General features: G+C 41.4%; 16 protein-coding genes and 2 pseudogenes. 11 read left to right on the top strand and 7 right to left on the bottom strand.

Annotated elements, in window-relative coordinates:
• Window positions 1-55: 55 nt before the first annotated feature.
• Window positions 56-949, bottom strand: a complete 894-nt coding sequence (locus OC443_RS23160; RefSeq protein ID WP_073586172.1) for a hypothetical protein — start codon at window positions 947-949, stop codon at window positions 56-58.
• Between the two features lie 563 nt (window positions 950-1,512).
• Window positions 1,513-2,668, bottom strand: a pseudogene (locus OC443_RS23155) (IS3 family transposase).
• A 233-nt stretch (window positions 2,669-2,901) separates the two neighbouring features.
• On the opposite strand from OC443_RS23155, the gene OC443_RS23150 reads away from it, so the two are divergent.
• The gene (locus OC443_RS23150) at window positions 2,902-3,906 is read left to right on the top strand and encodes a hypothetical protein (protein ID WP_073586175.1); all 1,005 of its coding nucleotides are present in this window, start codon (window positions 2,902-2,904) and stop codon (window positions 3,904-3,906) included.
• 77 nt (window positions 3,907-3,983) lie between these two features.
• On the top strand, window positions 3,984-5,054 hold the full coding sequence (locus OC443_RS23145) for a hypothetical protein (protein WP_073586176.1): 1,071 nt from the start codon (window positions 3,984-3,986) through the stop codon (window positions 5,052-5,054).
• A 170-nt stretch (window positions 5,055-5,224) separates the two neighbouring features.
• Here OC443_RS23145 and OC443_RS23140 read toward each other — a convergent pair whose 3' ends face one another.
• From OC443_RS23140 to OC443_RS23120, 5 genes are all read right to left on the bottom strand, one after another.
• Window positions 5,225-6,301 carry a hypothetical protein gene (locus OC443_RS23140; protein ID WP_073586177.1) on the bottom strand — a complete coding sequence of 359 codons (1,077 nt, stop codon included), beginning with the start codon at window positions 6,299-6,301 and terminating at the stop codon, window positions 5,225-5,227.
• Window positions 6,298-7,998 carry an AAA family ATPase gene (locus tag OC443_RS23135; protein WP_073586178.1) on the bottom strand — a complete coding sequence of 567 codons (1,701 nt, stop codon included), beginning with the start codon at window positions 7,996-7,998 and terminating at the stop codon, window positions 6,298-6,300. The genes OC443_RS23140 and OC443_RS23135 overlap by 4 nt, the downstream gene beginning before the upstream one ends.
• A 528-nt stretch (window positions 7,999-8,526) precedes the next feature.
• Window positions 8,527-10,179, bottom strand: coding sequence for an FAD-dependent oxidoreductase (locus tag OC443_RS23130; protein ID WP_073586179.1), 1,653 nt, complete (start codon window positions 10,177-10,179; stop codon window positions 8,527-8,529).
• A 44-nt stretch (window positions 10,180-10,223) separates the two neighbouring features.
• On the bottom strand, window positions 10,224-10,352 hold the full coding sequence (locus OC443_RS23125) for a pyridine nucleotide-disulfide oxidoreductase (protein ID WP_073586180.1): 129 nt from the start codon (window positions 10,350-10,352) through the stop codon (window positions 10,224-10,226).
• Between the two features lie 107 nt (window positions 10,353-10,459).
• Window positions 10,460-10,648, bottom strand: a complete 189-nt coding sequence (locus tag OC443_RS23120) for a YgaP family membrane protein (RefSeq protein WP_073586181.1) — start codon at window positions 10,646-10,648, stop codon at window positions 10,460-10,462.
• Between the two features lie 193 nt (window positions 10,649-10,841).
• Between OC443_RS23120 and OC443_RS23115 the strand changes: the two genes are divergently transcribed.
• The 9 genes and pseudogenes from OC443_RS23115 to OC443_RS23075 all read left to right on the top strand — a co-directional run bounded on the left by OC443_RS23115 (window position 10,842) and on the right by OC443_RS23075 (window position 20,573).
• Complete coding sequence (locus tag OC443_RS23115; RefSeq protein ID WP_073586182.1) at window positions 10,842-11,141, top strand: ArsR/SmtB family transcription factor; 300 nt, start codon at window positions 10,842-10,844, stop codon at window positions 11,139-11,141.
• A 134-nt stretch (window positions 11,142-11,275) separates the two neighbouring features.
• Entirely contained in the window at window positions 11,276-11,692 is a 417-nt protein-coding gene (locus tag OC443_RS23110) for a YeeE/YedE family protein (protein ID WP_073586183.1), read from the top strand.
• 11 nt (window positions 11,693-11,703) lie between these two features.
• Entirely contained in the window at window positions 11,704-12,153 is a 450-nt protein-coding gene (locus tag OC443_RS23105) for a YeeE/YedE family protein (protein WP_073586184.1), read from the top strand.
• Window positions 12,154-12,268: 115 nt separating this feature from the next.
• Window positions 12,269-13,273, top strand: coding sequence for an efflux RND transporter periplasmic adaptor subunit (locus OC443_RS23100; RefSeq protein WP_073586185.1), 1,005 nt, complete (start codon window positions 12,269-12,271; stop codon window positions 13,271-13,273).
• Between the two features lies 1 nt (window position 13,274).
• Window positions 13,275-16,484: an efflux RND transporter permease subunit gene (locus tag OC443_RS23095; RefSeq protein ID WP_073586186.1), complete on the top strand. Its 3,210-nt coding sequence runs from the start codon at window positions 13,275-13,277 to the stop codon at window positions 16,482-16,484.
• 393 nt (window positions 16,485-16,877) lie between these two features.
• Window positions 16,878-17,528: pseudogene (nrdD, locus tag OC443_RS23090) on the top strand (anaerobic ribonucleoside-triphosphate reductase); the annotation flags it as partial.
• A gap of 206 nt (window positions 17,529-17,734) precedes the next feature.
• Entirely contained in the window at window positions 17,735-19,870 is a 2,136-nt protein-coding gene (gene nrdD / locus OC443_RS23085; protein ID WP_234976462.1) for an anaerobic ribonucleoside-triphosphate reductase, read from the top strand.
• Entirely contained in the window at window positions 19,870-20,346 is a 477-nt protein-coding gene (nrdG, locus tag OC443_RS23080) for an anaerobic ribonucleoside-triphosphate reductase-activating protein (protein WP_073586187.1), read from the top strand. Before nrdD (OC443_RS23085) ends, nrdG begins: the two co-directional genes overlap by 1 nt.
• 95 nt (window positions 20,347-20,441) lie before the next feature.
• On the top strand, window positions 20,442-20,573 hold the full coding sequence (locus OC443_RS23075) for a hypothetical protein (RefSeq protein WP_262021754.1): 132 nt from the start codon (window positions 20,442-20,444) through the stop codon (window positions 20,571-20,573).
• Window positions 20,574-21,030 lie beyond the last annotated feature (457 nt).

Here is a 21,030-nt window from a genome sequence, read left to right as displayed (position 1 = left end):
TTAGTAAGGAGGCCACTGCTTCGCAGTGAAGTCGTGGCCAGTACTTACTTTACAGCTATCCGATCTTCAGTCCTTTAGACTGAAATAAGTGTTTATCTAAGTAAACATCTAGCATGCGCTTATGAAATTGAGCTAGATATCTCATATCTAGCGGCTGACGATGAAAGTTATCATTTTTATTGTGCGCAAAGTGTTCATTATGAGCTTGTTCAACTACTTTATTTTGTTCTTTGAGCAGATCAAATATACCAGTTTTTCTGTTTTTACCAGATAGGTAGTACTTCAATATCATTGTATGTTTATTGGTGTGCTGGACAACTGTCTCGTTAGTGCCTATCAGCTTTATATCATAGTGCGGAAATGATGCAGTCAAAAAATTCCTAACAGCATTCAGGAACTCTTCGCTAGAGATTGGTAATATCCCATTTTTTGGGTAAAGATATAAACGAACTTCACCGTATTGAATAAAAGTCACGTTTCGTCGCGGCACAGTACCAACCAAGGCGTTATGTACGGTGATCAATTTCAGAATGTTCTTTTTAATTGGTTTCGTGAAATTGATGATTTGCGGCTCTATGGCACTCTCAAACATCATGTCATTATCAGGAATAGATATAAAATCGTTTAGCCATTGTGCATCAGTTAAATGTCCTTTGAGCTTGTGAACCTTAATGGCTTTTTTGATACTGTTTCTATATGAGTTTTTTTGGCGTTTTAGCTGAGAGTAGTTAACTGGAAGGGCTGGGGGCTGCATTCGACACAGTATTTTTGTTCGGCCTGATTCCAGAATAGAAGCACGAGATAAAATCTTGTTATCGAAAAGAAATAACGCAGGTCCTCGATTATCCGCCGGTAAATCTATCTGTAGATTATGATTTAATGTATTAACATCATCTTGCGAGGTTGATAGATTCTTATGTTTAAGAAATGTTTTTATTGTATTCGTCATTGTCATACGCCTTGAGAACCCAAAGAGTATGAGATGAAACATTGTCACTAGTCATGAAATGGTTTTGATTGTTTAAAGCTAACATAGATCGTTTATCCATACTCTCCGGATGTGCGTGAATGTACATCAATAATAAACCAATCAAGATATATTTGCAAGTAAGTTATTGATTTTAAAAGGTATACTAATTTCACCTCCTATGGTGTGAGTTACTTTAACCATCGAAATCGGATTTTTCTTAGGAGTTAAAAAAAGGTGGATTTTCTGTCAAATCATAAGTAACTAATGGTATTGATAAATTTTACAGGTTGTAATTTTACGTAAAATTTTGCTGTTGACAGGAAAAAGTCAGACCGTCACTATATATTTGTTCTCAAGTTTTAACTCATTAATTTATTGATTAAATCATTAAATCATTAAATCATTAACAACAGTTAATGTACTGGTTTAATTCTTTGCGAAGCAAAGGCCAAATAATATAGTTGAGAACAAATGGGATTTTTTGTGTTTTAAAAAATTAGAATAGAATATTATGATCTGCTCCAGTCAGACTGGACACTGCATTAAGCGACATATTGTTTTTCAAAGTTAACAGGGCTTAGATACCCAAGAGCACTGTGCCTTCTTGTTCGATTATAATCAACTTCGATGTATTCAAAGAGTGCTTGACGCATCTTTTCTCGCGTCATTATCGGCTCGTATTGAACAGCTTCTACTTTACTTTCATTGAATGGAAAAAGCTTTCAACACAGGCGTTATCCCAGCAATTTCCTTTCCTACTCATACTTTGTTTTAGATTATGAGCTGCGATTAAGTCTCGGTAGTCTTTAGAGCAATATTGGCTTCCTCTATCACTATGGATAATCACTTCCTCGGGCATGCCTCTGCGGAACAATGCCATTGATAGCGCATCACAGACTAGAGTCGCGGTCATTCTCGCGCTCATTGACCAACCAACTACTTGCCGTGAGTACAAGTCGATAACAACCGCTAAATACATCCAACCTTCGCTTGTCGCTAGATAGGTGATATCTCCAGCCCATTTTTTATTCGGTGCTGTCGCATTAAAGTCTTGTTCAAGCAAGTTCGGGGCAACAGGAAGCCTATGTTTGCTGTCTGTTGTACATTTAAACTTACGAGCCGCCTTCGCAACCAACCCCTGTCGCGTCATACTCGCGGCAATGGTTTTTACATCGTGTTTATCACCATTTTCTTCAAGTTCTTTTTGAATACGCCTTGCACCTTCGCGTTCCTTGTTATCACCAAAGACTTCTCGAACTTTACTATCAAGCTGCTTGCGGTGCTCGTTACGTTGAGTGACTTTATGGCGATTATCAATCTAATAATAAAACCCACTTCGAGAAACCCCAAACACCTTAGCCATGCGGACAATCCTATATTGCATCAGGTGTTCGAGCATAAACTCATAGCAATCTACTTTAGATTTTTCGCGAAGTAGGTGGCGGTCATTTTTACGATATCTAGCTCTTCAGCTTGCTCAGCCAATAATCGTTTGAGTTTGGCATTTTCAGTGGCGAGTTCTTTTTCTCTATCACTGATTTTTGTGTCTTTTTTGATGGCTTTACGCCATCCATAGATTTGAGATTCATATAACGATAGCTGTCGTGCAGCAGCGGCGACACCGATTTTCTCTGCTAACTTAAGCGCTTCGGCTTTGAATTCAGGAGTATGTTTGATTCGTGTTTTCTTGGTTGTCATTGTTCACCTCGTTAGTGATTGTACTCACTTAACTCAGTGTCCAAAACTGCTGGTGCGGATCAGGTTAAAGCACGTCTAGATATCGTTCATACCTTTTTGCATTCCAAGTATAATAACCACATAACTTACTAATATACCTTGAATTAATTATTTTTGGCGAGCAAGATGGTTGGAAAGCAAAGAAGGATTGATTCCATCTACAAAGCGACATGCATCAAATATAGGGGAGCATTATGTTTGAAGACCTAATAAAAGAAATGGGGCGGATGAACGGGCAATCAGTGTCGGTTCCAATCGAAGCCGATGCTCATGGATACATCGATAAACAATGCCCTGATGAAGATTGTGAATTCATATATAAAGTGAATGAAGAAGATTGGTCAAATATATTCAAGGATGAATCTGTTTGGTGTCCGTTATGTCGCCATGAAGCTCCTGCTGATCAATGGTTTACTATAGATCAAGTTGAACACGCTAAGGCTGAAGCTTTAGCTGTAGTAAAAGGCAAAGTTAATAACGCACTGAGATCCGGAGCTCAAAAGTTTAATAGAAGGCAGCCAAAAAATAGCTTCATCTCGATGTCCATGAAAGTTAGTGGTGGATTTAAAAGAACACATACAATTCCTGCTTTGGCGGCAGAACTAATGCAACTGAAAATTCAATGCGATGAGTGTAAGTCTCGGTTTGCTGTTATTGGTAGTGCATACTTTTGTCCCGCATGTGGATATAACTCAGTCACTAGAACTTTTTCTGACTCTTTACGTAAAATTCGAGCCAAAAAGAATAATGTAGAGATTGTCAGATCGGCTCTAATTGAATCAGCGGGAAAAGATGAAGCAGAGTTAACCTGTAGGTCGTTAGTAGAAACATGTATATCTGATGGCGTGGTTGCTTTTCAGAAATATTGCGAAGGTATGCACGAGCCATATGGTAATTCACCGTTTAATGCTTTCCAGCGTTTAGATCAAGCAAGTGAGTTGTGGAAGAAAGCAGTACTCAAAGGATTTGAGTCGTGGCTAACCGAAAATGAACTCCGTTCACTGGGTATTCTATTTCAAAAAAGACATCTACTTGCTCATAATGAAGGCATTGTCGACTTAAGATACATTCAGAAATCAGGTGACAATTCTTATAAAGAAGGGCAACGCTTAGTTATATCCGAGAAGGATGTAGATGATCTAGTCTCTGCTCTGGAAACTCTTGCTAATGGTATTGAAGCTGCGTGTAGCAATGTATAACCAATAAGTTTATGAACTCGAAAACTGCTCGCTACGCTCCCAATTTTCCGGTGGGTAAAGCGTCGATAGGAATTGATATGGATCTATTCACAATAAAAGTACCAGAAGAAAAATTGCATCCTAATTTTAGGAACGTTTCGGTTCCCGGCCGAGAAATAGAACGAAATCTGTTTAACTCGTGGGCTGAAGGTTTTTCTGATAGAGATAAAAAATTTGTGAAGGAGTTTCAAACGACTTTCAATTCCAGTTTTTGGGAAATCTATCTATTTCAAGTAATAAAAGAGTTTGGGTATTCAGTAAACTGGGAATATCCTGCCCCTGATTTTGATGTAACTTCTCAGTTTTCGAGCTTTATCATTGAGGCTACAACAGCGAATGCTGCAAATGGAAAGCCAAATGAATGGGACAAAATGTTTACTGAAGAAGAAATCGAAAAAACAAAGCGTTTCACTGAAATCAACAGAGAGGCAATGATTAGGTTAGCCAACTCTTTTTTAAGTAAGTCTAGAAAGTATATGCGTTCATATTCAAAGTTATCTCACGTCAAAAATAAACCGTTCGTTCTTGCAATCGCTCCGTTTGAACAACCGCATTTCAATTTGCAATATAATCGGCCAGTTAATGCTGTTTTGTACAACCAATATGTTGACGAAGATGTACACCTAGACAATCCTTCAAAGTATCCGATGGGACCGCCTACTGTGGAACTCGACTTTGTTGAGAAAGACAATGGTGCAGAAGTTCCCTTGGGCTTTTTTGCCAACGAAGAGTTTGAGCATATAAGTGCTGTTGTTTTTTCTTGTACAGCATCATGGGGTAAATTAAGTGCAATGGGTTTAGACTTTGGTTCAAATGTTGAAGTTCGTTCTGTTTGGTCAAGTTCAAAAGAAGGAATACCAGAAAAACGAGTCTTAACTAACCAAGAATATGTGGAGACGACGGTGGATGGATTGCAGGTTTATCATAACCCCTTTGCACGAACACCATTACCTAATCAGGTGTTTGATAAAAAGGGGGTTGTTCAAACTTACTTTAATCCATATACAAAAGAAATCACACGCAATGGACTCGAACATGCGCTCTACTTTAGAAATGTTGTGCGCTTGACCCCTAGAAAGTCCATACAAGCATTCAAACGGGTATGTTGAATCGTGTAACTGATAATTTGGATTGTGAGCAGTGCGCTGAATCGTTAGAGCGTAGATCTGGTGAGCAATACCAAGCCGTGGTGTTATGTAGGTGTAGGCAGTTCTGACCCTTCGGTCTACATCAACACCTTTGCTTGCTGATTTATGGATGCCCCCGCTAGGGGGCTAATCTAACGCAAAATTGTCTTCTGTACGTCAAACATTTTTGTTACATCGCGTTGAAGCTTTCCATATTGTGTACTCATGATTGAAGAATCATCGAGCACCAATCCATATGCATCTAGCAGTTCCACTAGGTTAGAATGACTACTTGTACCTACAAACTCAGGCTTTAATAAATGACGATTTTTGTACAAAGTCCTTGTTAAATATGGTATTCGAGCTATGGATAATTGTTGTTTATAGCGAACTTCTAGTTCTAAATCTTTAACTAGGTTGTCGATAACTCCTATATTTTTAGTTAACTTCACAGAAGTTGGTGTTTTATCGGATAAAACACCGTTATCTAACTCAAATGTGTAGGAGCTATCAAAGCAACGATGGAATGGGTGTATATGAGTAGAAATCTTAAAGTCTTTGCTTCCTTTATACGTTGTATTACAGGTTTTACAGCTAGGAATATGGTTGTAAAATGATAGCGCTAGATAAGGGTATTTTGATTTTGGATAAAAATGGTCAAGGTCGAAAAGTAAGCGGAATTCCCCACCTTTATCGTTGGTATTTTCCACTATAGTTACAGAGTTTGCATTGCAATAAGGGCAAATCGCTGAATCAAATTTCATTTTAATATATCTATTGTAACAACTTTCTGTTTTACGATATCGTTCATAGTTAAAAATGGTAGATAACAGCCTTTTTCCAAAATCGGTACTGGAATGTGTTGTTCCTCTTTTCTTGAAAAGATCGTCAGGTCTTATATGTAGAAGTATCTCTTTTTCAAAAACATGGAAGTCGTCGGGCTTGGCCGTAACTATTGATTTTAATTTGTTAGGCGTAGATAAGTACTGGAGAAAACTTAGCTGCCTTTCTGATATTTCCTTCCCTATCTTTTTTTTGTATTTATTGTTCTTTACCTCTTCTATAAGTGAACTAAGGTTTTCAATCATAGAGTTAGGGTGATGGCCAATACTTGGGTCGGCAGGGTTTATCAGGGGATTTAAATCATCCCACATCTCTTCTGCAATACTATCTAGAAAAGAGTTAACATCAGTAACATTGTTAGATAAATGTTTTTCTATTTTTATCATTGCGCATCAACTTTTTTCTTAATATGATGGGTTATTATTTCATCATCAATTATCACTAACGCTTCTCTTAATTTATTTAAGTCAGATTTGTTTATTTTTTCTTTGTCTAGAATAGATGTTATATTATCAATGTATTTAGTTGATAGGTTACCTGAACGTAACCCGTTAAGTCCAAAGGATAAATCATATATATCATAGAGGTTAGCTCCGAATGATTGTAGGCGAGTGCCAGCATCACTTGGTGCTTCTTTGTTTGTATTGGAATTTAGCAAGGTAATACATTGCTTAGGTATGTCTGAAACTAGTAAAGGAGAGTGTGTGGTCAGTATAATCTGAACTTTAGTGTTAGATATTGTAGGTAATGATTGTATTAGCTTTTCTATGAATTCTACTTGCCATTGAGGGTGTAAATATAAATCACCTTCATCAATGCAAATAATGGCATGGCCACTGTCTCTATCAAAGCGTTTATTTTCAATACAGTTCCAGATTGAGCTGAACATGTTTATGTAGGCTTTTTGACCAGAGCTGATTCCATGCCAACTAACGTTTAGTTCAAATATTGATTCGAAAATGTTGCAAATTTTCTCATGGTGCCAGCTATTTTTCTCGTTAAAGTCTAGTGCTAGAGAATATTTACCATTGTTTATTGAGTTGTCAACTTCCAAGTTTAATTCACGTAAGAAATCGTCCAGCCTTAATAGAATGTAGTCAAATATCTCTTGGAATGAATGTGCCCCTAAATTAATTGATGAAGTTTTTGATATTAATGTGAGTATTCCTACTGTTCCAATACTTTCATCCCTTATTGCATTCAAAATAATGTCACATGTTTCATCGCCATCTTCATGGTTAAATGCCAATCCAATTAATAACTGTTGTAAAATTAACATTGATATTGAGCTGGCATGATTTTCTCGTATAGATGTTAAACGTCGTTCACTTATAAATAGTTGTCTAAGGTAATCTGACAAAAAATTAATCTTATCTATTTCATGGTTATTTTCTCGGGTATTTATACGGCTCCGACGTTGAACGAATTTCTTTAAATATGAATTAGATTGCCTAAATATATCATATCTTATTCTGTTCGGTATTGTATCGATTATTGTTTTTGATTCTACGGAGTTTAAAAAACATATCTCCTTTTCCAAATCTCCTTTTCTATCTTCGGGTGTCTTCCATTCGTTATACTTATGCTGAAACAGGTTTGAGTATCTATACTTTGGTGAGGACTTTCTGTTGGTCGATAAATCAATAACTGATTTGTTAAACTCGATATGATTATTGTCAAATACATTTGAGAAAAAAATTGGATTGGTTCTAGTTAACTGTTCGTTGTTGTTATCAGGCGTGAAATCGAAACTAACATAAAATTCTGTCGTTAAATTTGTAGATAAGTAAAATTTATTGTTAACCTTGTAAACTAGAATGTATTTTTGCTTAAAATAATAGTGTTCTGATATACACCTACATATTAACTCTAGAGCAGTTGTTTTACCTGCACCATTTATGCCTAAAAGTACGGATAAGCTACTGATTTTTTCGCCAAAAAAGTCTTTGGGAAAAGATATTTTATCATTTTTATTTAGTTCTCTTGTACGAGAACAATAATTGAATTCGTGGTCATTTGATAAATTAAGTGAGTAATCACGAAGACTTTTAAATTTGTCGGTCCAAATATAGCAAATTTGCATTTTTAGATAGCCTACCGTTAGGTTAGTTGCTGATTTATAACGTGTAAATATTCTCAGATCTTAACTTAACCTACAGATTTTAGTAGTGATGAGTATCATATAATTTATGTGTTTAGTTGATGAGCATTGACACTCATCTTGAAAGGGTGCAACGTTACCGTATTGCAAAGCCTCATTTAACCGATGGGGCTTTGTTGTTTCTAGTCATAAATAAAACTAAAGCGCCGCTTTCCAATGTGAAAGCGGCGCTTTTTTGTGGGTGCTATGTGCAAGAGAAGGTTACTTCATTTCTTACCTACCTCACCAGTTGCTTACTTTGTAGTAGTACGTTGAACTTGGCCATCTAGTAAGAGCTAGGCAAAGTATCCCTACAACCATTTGCAATACTAGACGTTATCCGAAGACAATCTATAGAGCTGAATCTCTAAGTAGGTTCTGTCCAACTCCGAGCGAATCAGCATGACTAGCTCGGAACCGTTCATTATTTATTGAGTTTAAGCAAATGGAAGGTGATAGTTTCATCTATTATTAGTGCTGTGCGGTTATGTAAGTTCGATAACCACCAATTAAGTTACGAGCCTTGAAACCATTGTGGACAAGCTGATGATAGGCAACGTTACCGCGTAACCCTACTTGGCAGTAAATAATGATTTCTTTGTTTTTAGGTAACTCATTCATTCGCTCTCTTAGTTGATCTACAGGGATGTTAACTGCACCTTCAATGTATCCTACAGTTTTCATTTCATCAGGGTTACGTACATCCAGTAACAACTGATCATCACCAAGGTTGTCAATTTCATCAAAGTGGATTGGGGTAGCATCGCCATTAATAATATTTGTAGCGACGAAAGCGGCTTGGTTAATCACATCCTTTGCGCTGCCATAAGGTGGGGCATAAGTCAGTTCAAGGTGTTGAAGCTGTTCAACGGTCATGCCAGCACGCTGGGCTACCGCCATAATATCAATACGCTTATCTACGCCATCTTTCCCAGCGGCCTGAGCACCCAAAATTTTGCCATTTTTTGGATCAAACAGCATTTTAAATGACACGATTTCTGCACCAGGGTAGTAGCTGGCATGGCTTGCCGTATGAACGAACACTTTCTCGTAGTCAATACCATCACGTTTAAGCTGCTTCTCGTTTTTACCAGTAGATGCAATCGCAAGGTCAAAGATCTTACAAATCGCGGTACCTTGTGTTCCTTGATAACTCTCTTGGCGGCCTAGCATGTTGTCAGCCGCCATTCTGCCTTGCCGATTTGCAGGGCCAGCCAATGGAACCATGGTCTGTGCACCCGTTACGAAGTCTTGCTCTTCAATTGCATCACCTACGGCATAGATATAGGGATCACTGGTTTGCAGAGTTGGAGTGGTCCAAATACCGCCGAGCTCACCAATTTTAAGACCAGTTTGTGACGCTAGTATTGTTTCAGGGCGAACACCAATAGCCATAATTAAAATGCCAGTCTCGATCTGTTCACCACTGTCTAAACTCAGAAGCAGAGATTGGTTTTCTTTTTTGTATTCAACAGATTCAAGGGCGACTTTGAGTTTAAGGTCAATGCCTTTTTCTTTTATTTCAGCATGAACAAACCCTGCCATTTCGCGATCAACTGGTGTCATTACTTGATCGGCCATTTCAATCAGCGTTGTTTTAATCCCAAGCTGATGAAATGCTTCCATCATCTCTAGACCAATGAATCCCCCCCCAACAACGGTTGCATGTTGTGGTTTATTTCCGGTGAGGGTCGCTAGAATCTTATCCATATCTGGAATATTACGTAGGGAATGGGTCAGTGGGTTATCGATTCCTGGAATAGCAGGAACAATAGGGCCAGCACCGGGACTAAGAAGAAGAAAATCGTAAGTTTCAATGTATTCTGAACCGTCGAGAAGATTTTTTATAGTGACGGTCTTATTTGGGCGATCAATGCTGATAACCTCATTCATGACGCGGACGTCGACGTTAAAGCGAGCAAGAAAACTTTCTGGCGTTTGCAGCAGTAATTTACCGCGTTCTTTTATATCGCCACCAATATGGTATGGGAGCCCGCAATTGGCAAATGAAACGAAATTTCCTCGTTCCAACATGATGATTTCTGCATCTTCACTTAATCTACGAGCACGAGCTGCTGCTGAAGCACCGCCAGCGACACCACCTATAATTACAATCTTAGTCATTTTAATACCTAAATAATTTCACAAAATAGAGAGCTGTCTAACAGCTATTTGCCTAAAGAGACAAAGCTTCCCCGTTCCAGCATGATAATTTCAGCATCTTCACTCAGGCGGCGGGCCCGGGCAGCTGCGGATGCGCCACCAGCCACACCACCGATAATTACGATTTTGGTCATAAATAAGCCTTTTTCAATCTTGATAAAATATGTCAGAAAATAGTCGCGCCGGCAGAAAACAGGACTGCCAGCGCGACTGCTCTTTTTGGGGTCAGCAGACCCCGACGTTATGGTGTCATCCCCAGTTTTTTCAGCACCATCCCGGCGGGACAAAAACCGGTGAATGCGCTCTGAATCAGATTCAGGCCAACAAAGACGGTGAGCCATACAAAGCCAGGGTGGACGAAGTAAGTCAGAATGACTGAGAGCAGCACCATGCTCCCTGCGACGATTCGGATACCGTTATCTACTTTCATATCATATTCCTTTTGAAGAGCTGATCTACGTCAACAGACTCTAACTATAGAATGAATAATTAGCATTGTCTAATTTAATCTGGACTAATTTAATAAAAACTAAATTTAATATTGCTAAATAAGTAATATCTAATATTATAAACATTATGTGATGCAAATATGAACGTGTGGGGGAAGCGTGGTAAACGATGCAATGACAGATATAGAAAAAATGCAGGTGCATGCCCAGGAAGCAGCAGAATTACTTAAGCTGATGGCTCACCCTGCACGATTGATGGTTTTGTGCCAGCTGGCTGGCGGGGAAGTGGGAGTGTCCAGGTTACAACGTCACTCCGATCTGAGTCAGTCCGCTTTCTCACAGCATCTGAAGGTGCTTCGGGAGCATGGACTGGTTGTGGTGAGAAAGTCATCTCAGCAGGTGTTTTATTCTCTGGCTGATCATCGCGCAACAGCCATTATTTCAAGTTTGCAGCAGTTGTTTTGTCACGAATAAGGTGTTTATGAATAAAGATTGTTGTCATGAATAAAGTGTTTTGTCATGAGTCAATTTGTCGTGAGCAAGGTTTTTGCCGTGAATCAATCGTGTAAAAAGTAACGGCATTTAATTGAAGAGGAGAGAGAAGTTTTATGTGGACACACATACCGTGGTTTTCATTGACAGGTGGCATGTTGATTGGTTTATCGGCCCTGATACTACTGTTTTTAAACGGAAAGATTGCCGGGATCAGCGGCATTCTGACCGGCATATTCCGTCCGCAGCATCCGGATGCCGGCTGGCGGTTACTGTTTGCGCTGGGGTTGATTGCTGGTGGTGCCGGTGCGGCATACGGATTTGGATTTGAGATACCGCGAACACTCAATGTCTCCGGAGTTGATCTGATGATTGCGGGCTTACTGGTGGGTATCGGTACCCGTCTGGCCAATGGTTGTACCAGCGGGCACGGGATTTGTGGTATCGGGCGTCTGTCCCGGCGTTCAATCGTTGCCACCATGACCTTTATGCTTGCTGCCGCTGCGACGGTGTTTTTACGTTTACACGGATAAGGATAACAACAATGAAAAATCAGTTGATTGCATTACTGGCCGGGATCATGTTTGGTGTTGGATTAACCATTTCCGGCATGGTGTTACCTGAGAAAGTGATTGGCTTTCTTGATGTGGCCGGAAACTGGGATATCAGTCTGGCCTTTGTGATGGGAGGCGCGCTTCTGATCTTTATGCCGGGCTATTTTTATCTGGTCAAACCGCGTTCCCGGCCAGTGCTGGGAGGAGAGTTTATGATGCCATCTTATCAAAAAATCGATCTGAGACTGATTGCCGGTGCTGCAGTGTTTGGCGTGGGCTGGGGCATGGCGGGCATTTGTCCGGGACCGGCGATTGTGAATCTGGCCGCCGGACAGGCAGGCATCTGGATGTTTTTTGCCGCCATGATGGTCGGGCTGGGCGGGACCAGTTTTGTGTTGTGTAAGTTGCAGGCACAGAAACGGTATCCCCAAACCACCTGAATCATGCATCTTCAGGTTGCCTGGGTATATAAACAGCCCGCGTAACATACATTTTTCCTGATTCCAGGAAAACAGAAAAAAGCACTAAATGCAGTAACAGAACCAGGAGGCGTGTATGAGAAAGGATTATATCTGGCTTGCGATATTGTTGAATACACTGATATTCACTCAGAGTTATGCTGAAAATATCTATACAGTATCTGAAGAAACGATACCGGTTTCTGTTGCGCTTGATGGTGTGATTGAACCTGTCAACCAGGGGACCGTGGCAGCGCAAACCTCCGGCCGGATTGTTGGCGTATATGCAGATGTGAATGATTATGTGAAAGCCGGGTCGGTGCTGCTGGAAATCAGTGCGACTCAACAAACTGCTGCTTTTGATGCAGCAAATGCCAGATTAAGTCAGGCAATTGCGCAGAACCGGGAAGCTCAGGCGCAGCTGAAGCGTTATCAACAATTATCTGCTCAGGGGGTGGTGACGCAGGAACAGCTGGATGCTGCCGATGCCAAAGCCCGATCTGCTGCGGCGCTTGTCAAATCAGCACGAGCCGCAGTGACGACAGCGAAGGAGGCGCTGGGTTATACCAGTATTCGTGCGCCTTATGATGGCATTGTTACGGCCCGCCACGTTGAGCTGGGTGAAACAGTTGCTCCGGGCACACCGTTGCTGAGTGGTTACGGGCTGGATGCCCTGCGGGTGAAAGCGGAGATCCCGCAGCGTGACCGGCAGCAGGTTAAAAGGGTCAGTCAGTTTCGGGTAGAAATCCCGGATGGTGTGATCAGACAGCCCGCGTCTTTCTCTTTATTCCGTTATCTGAACCCGCAAACCCATACCTCGACGCTTCGCTTATCTTTGTCTGATACGGACAGCCGGGAACTGACGCCGGGAATGTGGGTGAAGGTCCGGTTTGAATTGGGGTCGAAAACTGTGATTACTGTGCCACAGCAAGCCGTTTTTTACCGGGGAGAACTCAGTGTGGTTTACCGGCAAACGGAAGATGGGCTGATGCTGACTCCCGTCCGGCTGGGAGCGGTTTTTGGTGGTAAAGCCGAGGTGCTGGCCGGCCTTGAAAGCGGGGATCGGATTTCCCTGAAGACGGATCAGGGCAAAGGAGAATGATATGGAACCGAAGATGGGGATTTCCGGCCGGATAGCGGCCCTGTTTCAGCAGTCTGCCATGACGCCACTGCTGGCTTTGATTGGTATACTGATGGGCATCTTCGCTGTGATAGTCACGCCCAAAGAAGAAGAGCCGCAAATCGATGTGACATTTGCCGATGTGTTTATTCCGTTTCCCGGCGCTTCACCTGCTGAAGTCGAACACCTGGTCACGACACCGGCAGAGCAGGTGTTATCTGAGATGCAGGGCATCGACCGGATTTACTCTTTCTCCCAGCCTGACGGGGCACTCATTGTCGTGATTTTTAAAGTGGGTGTTTCCCGCAATGATGCCGTGGTCCGTACCTACAACAAGCTGTATTCGAATAAAGACTGGATGCCTGCCGGAACCGGAGTCGGAGAACCGGTGATCAAACCCAAGGGTATTGAGGATGTGCCGGTTGTAACCCTGACACTCAGTGATGCCGGCGGTAAACTGTCCACGCAGCAGTTAACGCAGGTTGCTCACGGGCTGGAAACGGAACTGAAGAAAATCAGCGGCACCCGCGATATCTATACGATTGGCGGGCAGGAGCAGATTGTTGATGTTCGTCTGGATCCGGTAAAAATGAACAGCTATGGTGTGACGATCAGTCAGCTCAATCAGGTGCTTCGCTCTGAAAATACCCGTTCTGCTTTATTATCTCTGACGACAAATAATCAACATATTCCGGTGCGGATCGGGCAGTTTCTGACCCGGACCGAAGAGATAAAACAGCTGGTTGTGGGTTTGCACGACAACGCCCCGGTTTATTTTGCTGATATTGCAACAATCACAGTGGGGACAGACACGCCGGTACAACGGGTCTGGACCAACCGGCTTCATGATGATACCTCTCAGCCGGTTCCTGCTGTCACGATTGCAGTGGCGAAAAAAGCCGGAGAAAATGCGGTAGATGTTGCCCGTGTCGTCAATCAGCATCTGGCCGGGCTGAAGAATCAGCTCATACCACCGGATGTGGATGTGGAAGTCACCCGCAACTATGGACAGACAGCAGCAGAAAAAAGCCGGACATTAATCGGCAAGCTGATTTTTGCGACAATGGCCGTAGTCGTGCTTGTGGTGGTGACTATGGGCTGGCGGGAAGCGATTGTGGTCGGGGTTGCTGTGATGATCACCCTGATGATGACGCTGTTTGCTTCGTGGGCCTGGGGATTTACCATTAACCGTGTGTCGCTGTTTGCCCTGATTTTCTCTATCGGCATTCTGGTTGATGATGCGATCGTGGTGGTAGAAAATATTCACCGGCATTTATCTGATCGGGCATCTTCTCTTTCCGTCCCTGCGGCCGTCGATGAAGTCGGCGGGCCGACAATTCTGGCAACCTTTACTGTGATTGCGGCACTGTTGCCGATGGCTTTTGTGACCGGATTGATGGGGCCGTATATGAGCCCGATTCCGATTAATGCATCAATGGGAATGCTGATTTCACTGGTGATTGCATTTGTATTGACCCCCTGGCTGTCCGTCAAACTGTTGCGACCGCATCAAAGTGCTCATGGCCATGTCGCTGATAGTGGCAATCAGTCCGGCAGGTCGATCGTTGATCGCCTCATGACACCATTTATTGTGTCACCAAAACAACGGCGTTATCGCTGGTTTCTCGGACTTGGCATTCTGGCCTTAATTGCCGGTTCAGTGTTATTACCGGTTTATCAGGCGGTAGTGCTGAAAATGCTGCCTTTTGATAATAAATCTGAATTTCAGGTGGTATTAGATATGCCGGATAACGTTGCGCTGGAGAAAACGGAGCGGGTGCTGTTTGAGATGGGACAGGCACTGGCGAAAGTGCCGGAAGTACGCAGCTATCAAATTTATGCCGGTACGGCTGCTCCGATTAATTTCAATGGCCTGGTCCGGCATTATTTTGTCCGCTCCGGGGCTTATCAGGGCGATATTCAGGTCAACCTGCTGTCAAAGCATGAGCGGGAGCGCGACAGCCACCAGATAGCCGCCGCTATCCGGCCGGTTTTGAACCAGATTGCCAGCCGCTATGGCGGTAAGGTCAAAGTGGTCGAAGTCCCACCGGGACCGCCGGTCTGGTCACCCATTGTGGCTGAAGTGTACGGGCCGGACCATCACAGCCGGATCATTGCTGCCCGGCAAATCAGGCATATATTTCAGACCAGCAAAGACATTGTCGATGTGGACATTTATTTGCCGGAGAAACGCCGGCAGTGGCAGGTGGTGATCGACCGGAGTAAAGCAGCGCTTTATCAGGTGCCTTATCAGTCTGTTGTTCAGGCGCTTTCTGTTGCTGTTGGCGGCCAGCCGGCCACTTATCTTCATTCTGAGCATCATAAATATCCGGTGCCGGTTATGATTCAGGCGACAGAATCGGCCAAAATGCGGATGGATCAGGTCATGATGATGAAGGTCAGCGGCGCAAATGACCAGCAATACCCTTTGGCTGATTTGGTGACGATCCGGCAGGTACCGGCGGAAGATTATATTATGCATAAGAACCTGAGACCAATGGTGATGGTCGTCGGGGATATGGCAGGCCACACGGATAGTCCGCTGTATGGTATGGCAGAAATTGCTGATAACTTCAGTCAGCTGTCTTATCCGGTCGAACAGTATCTGATTCATCAGCCTCTGGCATCACCGGGGATTTCTGTGCTTTGGGACGGAGAATGGAAAATCACGTATGAAACCTTCCGGGACATGGGCATTGCTTATGCTGTGGGGATGATTTTAATCTACCTGCTGGTGGTCGCTCATTTTAAGTCTTACCTGACACCACTGATTATCATGGCGCCGATTCCTCTGACTGTGATTGGTGTCATGCCGGGACATGCGTTGCTGCATGCACAATTTACCGCAACCTCAATGATTGGCATGATCGCGTTGGCCGGAATTATTGTGCGGAATTCGATTCTGCTGGTGGATTTTATCCATTTGCAGGTGGCACAGGGTCAGGCATTTTCTGCGGCGGTGATTGATTCCGTGAAGGTCAGGGCGAAGCCGATTATTCTCACTGCGCTGGCAGCAATGATTGGTTCACTGTTTATTTTAAATGATCCGATTTTTAATGGTTTAGCTATCAGTCTGATTTTTGGTGTATTTGTCTCAACTATGTTGACGCTGATAGTCATTCCTGTGCTTTATTATGCATTGATGAAGAAACGGTTTATCCCCACTAAGCAGCCATCATCGCATTTGAGTTGATGCCCCGGTTGTTTCACCTTTCCTCATTTCCGGTTTCCTGAAAATAGCAGGAAGCCGGGTGATTTTTTCTGGTTGCATATATTTTGTTCTGCCTGTCTGAGCAAACTTTTTCCCGGATTTAATCAAAGCCTTTTCCGTTCAGGGATGGGATAATTTCAAGTCATTTTTTTGCCTGAAAACCAAATTTTTTCCTTGCATCGTTATAAATGAGATCTGTTGATAAAGATCGTATTTATCTTGTACACGGGATACGTTTTATTGATTTGGATCAAAACATTCAGCAGATGCTTCTCGTTTAATGCCCTACAATATATTGTGTCTGATAAGTAACTAAAAGCCCTACATCATGTGTTTTGTGCGAATTTGCATATGAGTCCGGGTTAAGGAGATAACATGAAGCCCATCGTAATTAAACGTGATGGTTCAAGAGCAGTATTTCATCGCGACAGGATTCAGGCAGCAGTCGAAGCGGCAGCTGAGCATGTTGATAAGGAGATCGCTATTTATGCATTAAATGTAGCGTTGGCTGTAGAACTAAAACTGAAAGATTACGAAGAAGTTCATATCGCAGAAATTCAGACGATTGTCGAAAATGAATTGATGCAGGGTCCATACAAATCTCTGGCACGTTCTTATATTGAGTATCGCCACGACCGTGACATTGCCCGCGAAAAACAGAGTGCATTAACGAAAGAAATCGAAGGTCTGATTAATGAAAGTAATGCAGATTTACTGAATGAAAATGCAAATAAAGATGGCAAGGTAATTCCGACCCAGCGTGATTTGCTGGCGGGCATTGTGGCGAAACATTATGCAAAAACCCGGATTTTACCAAGAGATGTCGTTCAGGCGCATGAAGCGGGTGATATTCACTATCATGATCTTGATTACGCGCCATTTTTCCCGATGTTTAACTGTATGTTGATTGACCTTAAAGGTATGTTAACTCACGGGTTTAAGATGGGAAATGCTGAAATTGATACACCGAAATCAATTTCAACCGCAACAGCGGTCACAGCGCAAATTATTGCGCAGGTTGCAAGCGGAGGGCACCCTCAAAGGTTACCAAATGCTAAAACATTACTCTCATGGGTTAGTAATATTACCAAATCGATCTTACCAAATTACCAATTACTATTTAGGTAGCGGATAAGAATAATGCTTTTGACATCAAAAAGCAGAAAACATCCTTAAAAATAAAATTTACTGAAATAACTAAAATTTAAAATCAAAGGTACCTAATTATGTATATGGAAAAAAATTATGACACTGCAGTAATTAAACGTGACGGTGCAAAAACTCTATTTAACAAAGCACTAATTAAATTTGCAGTAAATGCGGCAGCAGAAGCAGCAAAGTCAACAACAAAGAACCTTGGTGAAATCGTTGCGGATAATGTGACAGAAAAACTTTATGGATGCCCTGAAGTTAATATCAGTGAAATACAAAAATTAGTTGAATCAGAACTTATGCACATTGATGAAGATGTTGCACGTGCTTATATTGAGTACCGCCATGATCGTGATATTCAGCGAGAAAAAGCCAGCAAATTAAGTGAAGAAATTTCAGGTTTGGTTGAACAGAGTAATGTAGAAATTCTGAATGAAAATGCAAATAAAGACAGTAAGGTAATTCCTACACAACGAGATTTGCTTGCTGGAATTGTGGCAAAACATTACGCTAAAAATCATATGCTTCCCCGTGATATTGTGCAGGCTCATGAAAGAGGTGAGATTCACTATCATGACCTTGATTATGCGCCATTTTTCCCAATGTACAATTGTATGGTTGTTGACTTGGAGAATATGCTTACAAATGGTTTTCGTATGGGTAACGCAGAGATTGAAACTCCTAAATCAATCCAGACTGCGACCGCTGTAACGGCTCAGATTGTGGCTCAAGTCGCATCTCATACATACGGTGGCACTACTCTGAATCGTCTAGACGAAGTTTTGGCTCCATATGTAACTAAGAGTCATGAGAAGCATTTAGCTACGGCTACTGCCTGGAGTGTTCCAAATCCAGAAGAATATGCAAAAGCATTGACAGAAAAAGAAGTTTACGATGCATTTCAATCTTTAGAATATGAAGTGAATACCTTATTTTCTTCTAACGGACAAACCCCATTTCTTTCGATTTCGTTTGGATTAGGTACTAGTTGGGAATCTAAATTAATTCAAAAATCAATTTTGACGAATAGAATCAAAGGATTAGGTAAGAATGCTAAAACAGCCATTTTCCCTAAATTGATTTTTTCTATCAAGGAAGGAATAAACCGTAAGAAAGGAGATCCAAATTACGACATCAAAGAAATGGCTCTGGATTGTGCGACGAAACGCATGTACCCAGATATTTTGAACTACGATCAGGTAGTTGAAGTCACAGGATCATTTAAGGCACCGATGGGCTGCCGTAGCTTCTTGGGGCGTTGGACTGATGAAAATGGAAAAGAAGTTCATGAAGGTCGAAACAACTTGGGTGTCGTAAGTCTTAACCTTCCTCGCATTGCAATCGAAGCTGATGGAAATGAAGCTAAGTTTTTCGAGATTCTAGATGAACGTCTTGCTTTAGTGCGAAGAGCTCTCGATACTAGGATTGAGCGCTTACGTGGCGTAAAAGCACGAGTTGCTCCTATTCTTTATTGCGAAGGTGCTTTAGGAGTTCGTTTGAATCCTGATGATGAAGTTATGCAGATATTTAAAAATGGTCGAGCTTCTATTTCTTTAGGTTATATCGGCATTCATGAAACGATTAATGCTCTTTATGCTAATGTCGGTGAGCATATCTTTGATAACGAAATGCTTCGTCAAAAAGGTGTCGCTATAGTTAAGAGGTTAAGAGATGCTGTAGATGCATGGAAAGAAGAAACTGGCTTTGGTTTTAGCTTATACAGCACTCCTTCTGAAAACTTGTGTAATCGTTTCTGTGCTTTAGATACAAAAGAATTTGGTGTTGTTAAAAATGTAACGGATAAGGGTTATTATACAAATAGTTTTCATCTTGATGTTGAAAAAGCGGTTAATCCTTATGACAAGATTGACTTTGAAATGCCTTATCCTGTTTTAGCAAATGGTGGTTTCATCTGCTATGGTGAATATCCAAATATGCAACATAACAAAGAAGCACTAGAAAATGTTTGGGATTATAGCTACGACCGTGTGCCATATTACGGAACTAATACTCCTATTGATGAGTGCTATGAATGTGGTTATGCAGGTGAGTTTAGTTGTACTAGTAAAGGTTTTACATGTCCTAGTTGTGGTAACCACGATCCTAAGAAAGTTTCAGTAATAAGACGTGTTTGTGGATATTTGGGCTCTCCTGATTCTAGACCCTTTAATAAAGGTAAACAGGAAGAAGTAACCAGAAGAGTGAAACATTGCTAATGAACTATCACAAATATCACCAGGTTGATGTTGTGAATGGAGAGGGTACTCGTTGTACCCTGTTCGTTTCTGGATGCGAACATCAATGTAAGGGTTGTTATAACCAGTCTACTTGGCGAGTTGATTCTGGTCACTTGTTTACTCATGAGTTAGAAGATCAAATAATTGCTGATTTAAAAGATACACGAATAAAACGTCGGGGACTTTCTTTGTCTGGTGGTGATCCTTTGCACCCGGCGAATGTTGATACAATTTTAAAGCTTGTAATGAGAGTTAGAAGAGAATGTCCTGATAAAGATATCTGGATGTGGACTGGGTATAAGTTGGAAGACTTAAATCCAATACAGACAGAAATTGTCGGACTTATAGATGTTTTAATTGATGGTAAATTTGAGCAAGATTTATATGATGCAAATTTAATCTGGCGAGGTTCAAGCAATCAGATTATCCATCGATTTACGCGTGATCATAGTTAGTTTAGTCAAAATTATTGTTGGTGTATGCTTTGCATTCGTTTAATTGTCGATAACTCTGATGCTAACTATTTTAAGAAACGTTGAAGGAGAAAACTATGGGAATTAAACCAGGCCCTAAAAGAATTGCAGATTCAACTGGGAAGCCAGATAGACGTCAGCGGGATAATAAAAATACTCCCGGAAATACGCCATCTTTAAAGCCGCATAAACATAAAAAAGGTGATTAAAAAAAAGCTATAACATCTGAAAAATAGGTAAAAGTAAAAGCGTAGTATTGCTGCTCAGTGTTTGATAACCGTGTTGAGATACTGTATTTAGGTTCAAGCATTGAGTGGCATTGCATCATTATCACTAGGTTGCAATGATATGATGTTAATGCGAAATTAATATCATATTAAACAGAAGTATAGTATGAATTCCACCACACTCCAACATTATAGTAATGTAGGTTAAATGCTCTGTTTGAATAGACTATTCTACTATTTCTGCATAGTACTGAAGTAAGATGAATACAATATTCAGAATATACAGGAAAAACAATCAATAGATGTTGAATAACAACTTTTATCTTTAGTCTTTGTAATTTGACCTATACTAGGTTCGATTGGTTGTATGTTCTTAGCGTCATCAACGGTCAAAAAACTATATCCTTGTTTATGATTTTTGTGTTCCGTATTAGCCTGT

It is taken from the genome of Vibrio quintilis, from assembly GCF_024529975.1.
Classification (GTDB): domain Bacteria; phylum Pseudomonadota; class Gammaproteobacteria; order Enterobacterales; family Vibrionaceae; genus Vibrio; species Vibrio quintilis.
This window is presented reverse-complemented; position numbering and strand designations above follow the sequence as displayed.